Raw genomic sequence first — 5319 nt, 5'->3', positions numbered from 1 at the left:
GTCAACGAGGCGCTGGCGGAGGCGCTTTCAGAGGCGGAGGCTTTGCTGGTCGCCCGGCTGGGTGCTGTGAAGCTCGCTGACCTGGGCCGAACCTTTGATGCGCGCAGCGCTTCCGAGATGGTGAGTGCACATTCAGCCTGATCGGCCTTTCTTCCAACCCTGCATGCGCCGCCAGCCGCAAGACAGGCCTCAATGTCGCTTATGGTCTCGCTCGTCGCTTCCTGCGGTACGGTGTAGATGTACACGAAGCGTAGAACGCATCCCCGGATCATGGCCCGGATAAGCGGCAACCGACGGCCTGTCCCGTCGAATGACGGGACAGGCCGTGCTGGTGATCAGAACGTGTAGCGTGCGCCGATCTTGAACGTGCGTGGTTCGATCACGCGGCTGAGACGTCCCTCGACCGGGCCATTGGTGTCGAACGCCGGGATGTAGGACTCGTAGTAGTACGCGATGTCCTTGTCGTGGCTGTCGAAGATGTTCAGCACTTCGCCGTAGATCTCGATCTTGCGGCCCTTCCATGCGGCGCGGGCTTTTACGATCGTGCTGCCTTTGTCGCGCAGCGAGTTGTCCTCGATCAGCGGGTAGGGGCCGAGATGCCGGACGCGCACGCTCGCCTCCCACGGATCGAGCACGATCGCCGCGCCGGCGGAGACCGCGTTCTCGACCGCGTTGGGAATGCGATCTCCGTTGTCGTAGCGCGAGTGGCTGGCGACATAGCTGCCATCGAGCGCCAGCCACGGCAGCGGGCGCCAGAACCCGACCACCTCGTAGCCATGACGCTTGCTGGCGCCGGTCGGCTCCACCGCGTTGGAATCGCCGACGAAGCGCAGTTCGCTGCCCACGTCGAGCCACCAGTACGTCGCGGTCAGTGAGACGGTGCCCAGTTGCAGGCGCCCGCCCAGTTCCTTGCCGGTGCCGCGCACCAGAACGGGCACGGGCGATTCCACGTTCACCGCACCGCGCACGTCGTTGGAATGGAAGCCGCGGCCCCAGTTGGCATAGACTTCGAACTGCGGGACGATCTCATAGGCTGCCGATACCTTGGGTGAGACGATCGAATCGTGTCCGCTGCCGGTTCCCAGTTCGGTCGCCATGGCGTCGCGCGCGCGAACGGCGTAGTGGTAGTAATCGCCTCGCAGGCCTCCGGTTAGCCTGAGGCCGGGCACCGGCTTCCAGGTCGCTTCGCCAAAGAGCGCGCCGGACAGTTCCTCGACGTGGTATCGACCCAGCGAGGACAAAAAGGCGCGGGTCTCGGTGCGATTCACCCCGACGTTGCCGATGTGATCGTAGCGGTTTTCAGTGCCCATGCTCAGTTGCAGCGTCGAGCCCACAGCCCATTGCTTGCGCGCGGTGATACCCACGACCCAGCGCTTGTCGAACTGGTCGATCTGCGCGCTGGTGCCGTCCGGATCGGCATAAGTTGGGTTCGAATACATGTTCCAGTCGTAGTACTGGGCATAGACATTAGCGCTCCAGTTCGGCTGTCGCACCGCGACGTTGCCGACGAAGCGCGTTGTGCGGCCACGCGCCGAAGGATCGGGGGAGCAGAATTCGTCAGGGCACAGCGCACTGCCGATGATCCGCTCGGGGATCTGCTCGGTCGGCCGCCAAGTGGCGTGGTAGGCGTGGAGCGATGCTTCGACGGTGCCTTCGCCAGCGGACGCGATGTACTTCGCAAAGCCGGAGTAATGCCGCAGATGCTCGGCCTCCTGCCAGGGACCATCATAGCGCTTGGCCTGCCCCACCAGCGTGAGACTGCCACCCGCCACATCCTTGATGGTGCCACCGGCGGCCAGCCGCCCCGACTTGTACGATCCCCCCTCTACCGAGATCCACGGGCGGTCGAACCCATCGATGGTCGTCATGTAGGCCGCGCCGGCCAGTGCGAAGTCGCCGCCATCTGCGCGGTACGGCCCCTTGCGGAAATCTTCGCGGGCGACGATCTCGGGGATCAGGCCGTTGAGATCGAGATAGCCTTGGCCATGCCCGTGGCTGCGCAGGTTCATCTGCACGCCATCTATATAAGTCGTGAAGTCGGTGCCGTGATCGAGGTTGAAGCCGCGCAGGAAGTACTGGTTGGCCTTGCCGCTGCCCGAATGCTGCGCCGCTACCATGCCGGGCACCGCCTCAAGCAGTTCGGCGACCCGCAGAAGCGGACGGACCAGCAGGTCGGAACCGCCGACGCTGCCCTCGCTGGCGGCATGGGCGGTGCCGATCTTGGCCTCGCCGCGTCCGAACACCACGATTTCGCCGGAACCGCCATCCGCGCCGCCGGCGGGTGCCTCTTCGGCGCAGGCGGGCATCGTCGCCAGCGCCATTGCGGTACCTGCCACGATGCGCACCAGCGCAGCGCTTTTCATCAAATTCATCATCATTCCCCCCGACGCCTGCGACTGGGTGGGAGGCTTGCCGCCATCAAGACGGTCGACGCGCGCCGGCGGTCGGACGCCGCGGGCGACCGTCTGCGCGAACCGATGCGGCCTCCACCGCTGGTTCGTCGCTCGAACGGAATGATTCCGGGCCTTGGCCACCCCCTGGACCACGGCATGAGCGACCAGACGCAGGCAGGTCTCCTGGCTCACGGGTCAATGCGACGATGCAAGGCCTTCCCAGGCCTCGCATGTTGCAGCGTCCGGCCCAGTGACTGGCGGCAGGAACCTTTGTCCCACCGCACATATGCATCGCGCTCACCGCTTACAGTTGCAGGGACAGCCTCGGATTCGAAGGGCATGCCTTCTCACCGTGTTCCCTTTTAAGCCTCTTTCGAGGCACCAGCGCGATCTTGTCTGCACCAATGAAGGGCAGATATGGCGCGCTATCTCAAACGGTTTCACGGCACAAGCCTGTCTGTATGGCGTCCAGGTACGGCCTGTATCCTGAACTCCCGACTAGCGATGCCAGGGCTGACGGGCCGCTCCGGGGAGCAAAATTTGCTTCCGAGCGCCTGGCAAGGGTCGGCGACGGCCGGATCGATTGTCGAATTGCGTGAAATTTCGGTCATCGCTGTGCTAAAGTCGCCTCCGTGCCATGCATCGCAGCCGATCGCAGAACTCTGGTCGCCAAGACGTCGTTGCGCTGCTATCGCCTTTCATCCTGCACCCTGAAACGGGTTCTGCGGCCTTGCGTGCTACGTTCACTCGCGAGGATAGGTTTCTCGGACTTAGCTTAAGGTACTTAAAAGATGACATTCGACAGGGGAAATCGCGGCCAAGGTCGCGACCGGTTCGGCGGCGGCGATGATCGTTGGGGCGGCGGCAACGATCGCTTTGGCGGTGGTGACCGCTTCGGTGGCGGCCAGCGTGGCGGCTTCGGCGGATCGCGAGGCGGCGGTTTTGGCGGTGGCGGTGGCGGTTCGCGCGGCGGCCCGGGCCAGGTTGTCGGTCAGGGCCGTGGGACGGTCAAGTTCTTCAACCCCGACAAGGGTTTCGGCTTCATCCAGCTTGAAGGCGGCGGCGACGATGCATTCGTGCACATCAGCGCCGTGCAGTCCGCCGGCCTCGAAACGCTGGCGGAAGGTCAGCAGCTGGAATTCCAGCTGGTCGAGCGAGGCGGCAAGATTTCCGCTTCCGAACTGACCATCGTGGGAGAGGTCATCGTTGCCGAACGTCGCGAGCGAAGTGCCGCACCTGTTCAGAATCAGTCCACTGGCGAGAAGGCCACCGGCACCGTCAAGTTCTTCAATAGCATGAAGGGCTTCGGCTTCATCGTCCGCGATGACGGCCAGCCCGATGCGTTCGTGCATATCAGCGCCGTCGAGCGCTCCGGTCTGCATGGCCTTTCGGAAGGCGATCAACTCGAATTCGAAATCGAGATCGATCGCCGGGGCAAGGCGTCGGCCGTGAATCTGGTCCAGCGCTGACTGATCTGGCCATGGCTGCCGCAGGAGGTCATGGCCTCATCTCGGGCTTTCCTCGATCGCATCGCGATCGGCGACGGACATCGAGCGGCTTATGTCGAAGGCCTTGATCAAAGCTGCCTTCGACAGGCCGACTGCGGGACGAGGGACGTGTTTCCTTGATTCGAACGTGCAGCATGCGGGCGGACCAGCTTCCTCCTGGAACCGATGTCCGGCCGCATTGCTTGAACCTTAGACCTGAAGTGGTTCATCCCTGCCTGTAGGCCGCCCTTCACCGGCATCATCAGGCTGATGATCTGAGAACCTAGCCTTGTCCTGGCGTCACCATCGTCATGAAAAGGCCAATAACGACAACGGATTGCATGACTAACGACGATCGCAGCGGCGACAACGACTCTCCTCTTCTCGACCTGGACAAGGGTTCGGTCCAGCGGTTCATCGCGCGCGCCAAAAGCCAGGGCGTCATCACGGTCAAGGAGTTGAATGCCGCGCTGCCGCAGGACCAGATGACCACCGATCAGATTGAGGACATCATGGCCGCGATCTCGGAAATGGGCGTCAAGATCGTCGAGAACGACGATGATGACGATGAGGACGGTGAGCAGGAAGACGGCGTGGAAGCCGTCGATGGCGGCGATGACGATTCCGGTTCGGATACCGGGTTCGACGAAGGCAATTCCCGGCGCCGCCCCGGCGAGACCCGCAAGGCGGACACGCTCGCCCGTTCCGACGACCCGGTGCGCATGTACCTGCAGGAGATGGGCGCCGCCGAGATGCTCAGCCGCGAGGGCGAGGCTGCCATCGCCAAGCGCATCGAAGCCGGCCGCGACATGATGATCATGGGGCTTTGCGAAAGCCCCATGACCTTCCACGCGATCATCGGCTGGTCCGAAGCGCTCAACAACGGCGACATGCAGCTTCGCGAGATTCTCGATCTCGACGCGATGCTCTCCAAGGAGCCGCAGCCCGAAAATCTGGCCGAAAATGGTGAGGGCGATGGCGACGGCGAGATTTCCGCTGCCACCGCTGGGCCTTCCTTCAAGGACGATGACGATTCCGGCGAGGACAACTCGGAGGAAGTCGACGAGGACGGCAATCCGATCCCCAAGCGTCAGGTCGAGGACGATGAAGAGGACAACACCCTCTCCCTCGGTCAGATGGAAGCCGCGCTTACGCCGGAGGCGCTGGAGAAGTTCGCGCTTATCACCGAACTGTTCCGCACCTTCGAGCGCCTGCAGAGCGATCGGCTCGACGCGCTGGCGCTGGGCATCGATTTCCCGGTCGCCAAGGAAGACCAGTACCTGCAACTGCGCGAGGATCTCACCGCGCAGGTGGAATCGGTGCAGTTCCATGCGGCCAAGATCGAGTATCTGGTCGACAACCTCTACACCTTCAACCGCCGCCTGACGACGCTGGGCGGCCAGATGCTGCGTCTGGCCGAGCGTCACAAGGTGAAGCGC

At 63.4% G+C, this 5319-nt stretch carries 3 protein-coding genes and 1 riboswitch; of the genes, 2 read left to right on the top strand and 1 reads right to left on the bottom strand.

Annotated elements, in window-relative coordinates:
• Positions 1–335 precede the first annotated feature (335 nt).
• Entirely contained in the window at positions 336–2378 is a 2043-nt protein-coding gene (locus tag LH128_RS29265) for a TonB-dependent receptor (protein ID WP_008833319.1), read from the bottom strand.
• Between the two features lie 171 nt (positions 2379–2549).
• Positions 2550–2794, bottom strand: a riboswitch (cobalamin riboswitch).
• 390 nt (positions 2795–3184) lie between these two features.
• Between LH128_RS29265 and LH128_RS29260 the strand changes: the two genes are divergently transcribed.
• Entirely contained in the window at positions 3185–3862 is a 678-nt protein-coding gene (locus LH128_RS29260; protein ID WP_008833318.1) for a cold-shock protein, read from the top strand.
• Between the two features lie 359 nt (positions 3863–4221).
• On the top strand, positions 4222–5319 hold a 1098-nt coding region (locus tag LH128_RS29255; RefSeq protein ID WP_008833317.1), incomplete at its 3' end, for an RNA polymerase sigma factor region1.1 domain-containing protein.

The organism is Sphingomonas sp. LH128, assembly GCF_000293195.2.
Taxonomy (GTDB): Bacteria; Pseudomonadota; Alphaproteobacteria; order Sphingomonadales; family Sphingomonadaceae; genus Novosphingobium; species Novosphingobium resinovorum_A.
The sequence above is the reverse complement of the archived record's forward strand: the minus strand, read 5'-3'. Positions and strand labels throughout refer to the sequence as shown.

Excerpts from the sequence above, each read along its gene's own strand:
- LH128_RS29265 (WP_008833319.1), bottom strand. The coding sequence starts at position 2,378 with ATGATGATGAATTTGATGAAAAGCGCTGCGCTGGTGCGCATCGTGGCA.
- LH128_RS29260 (WP_008833318.1), top strand. The coding sequence starts at position 3,185 with ATGACATTCGACAGGGGAAATCGCGGCCAAGGTCGCGACCGGTTCGGC.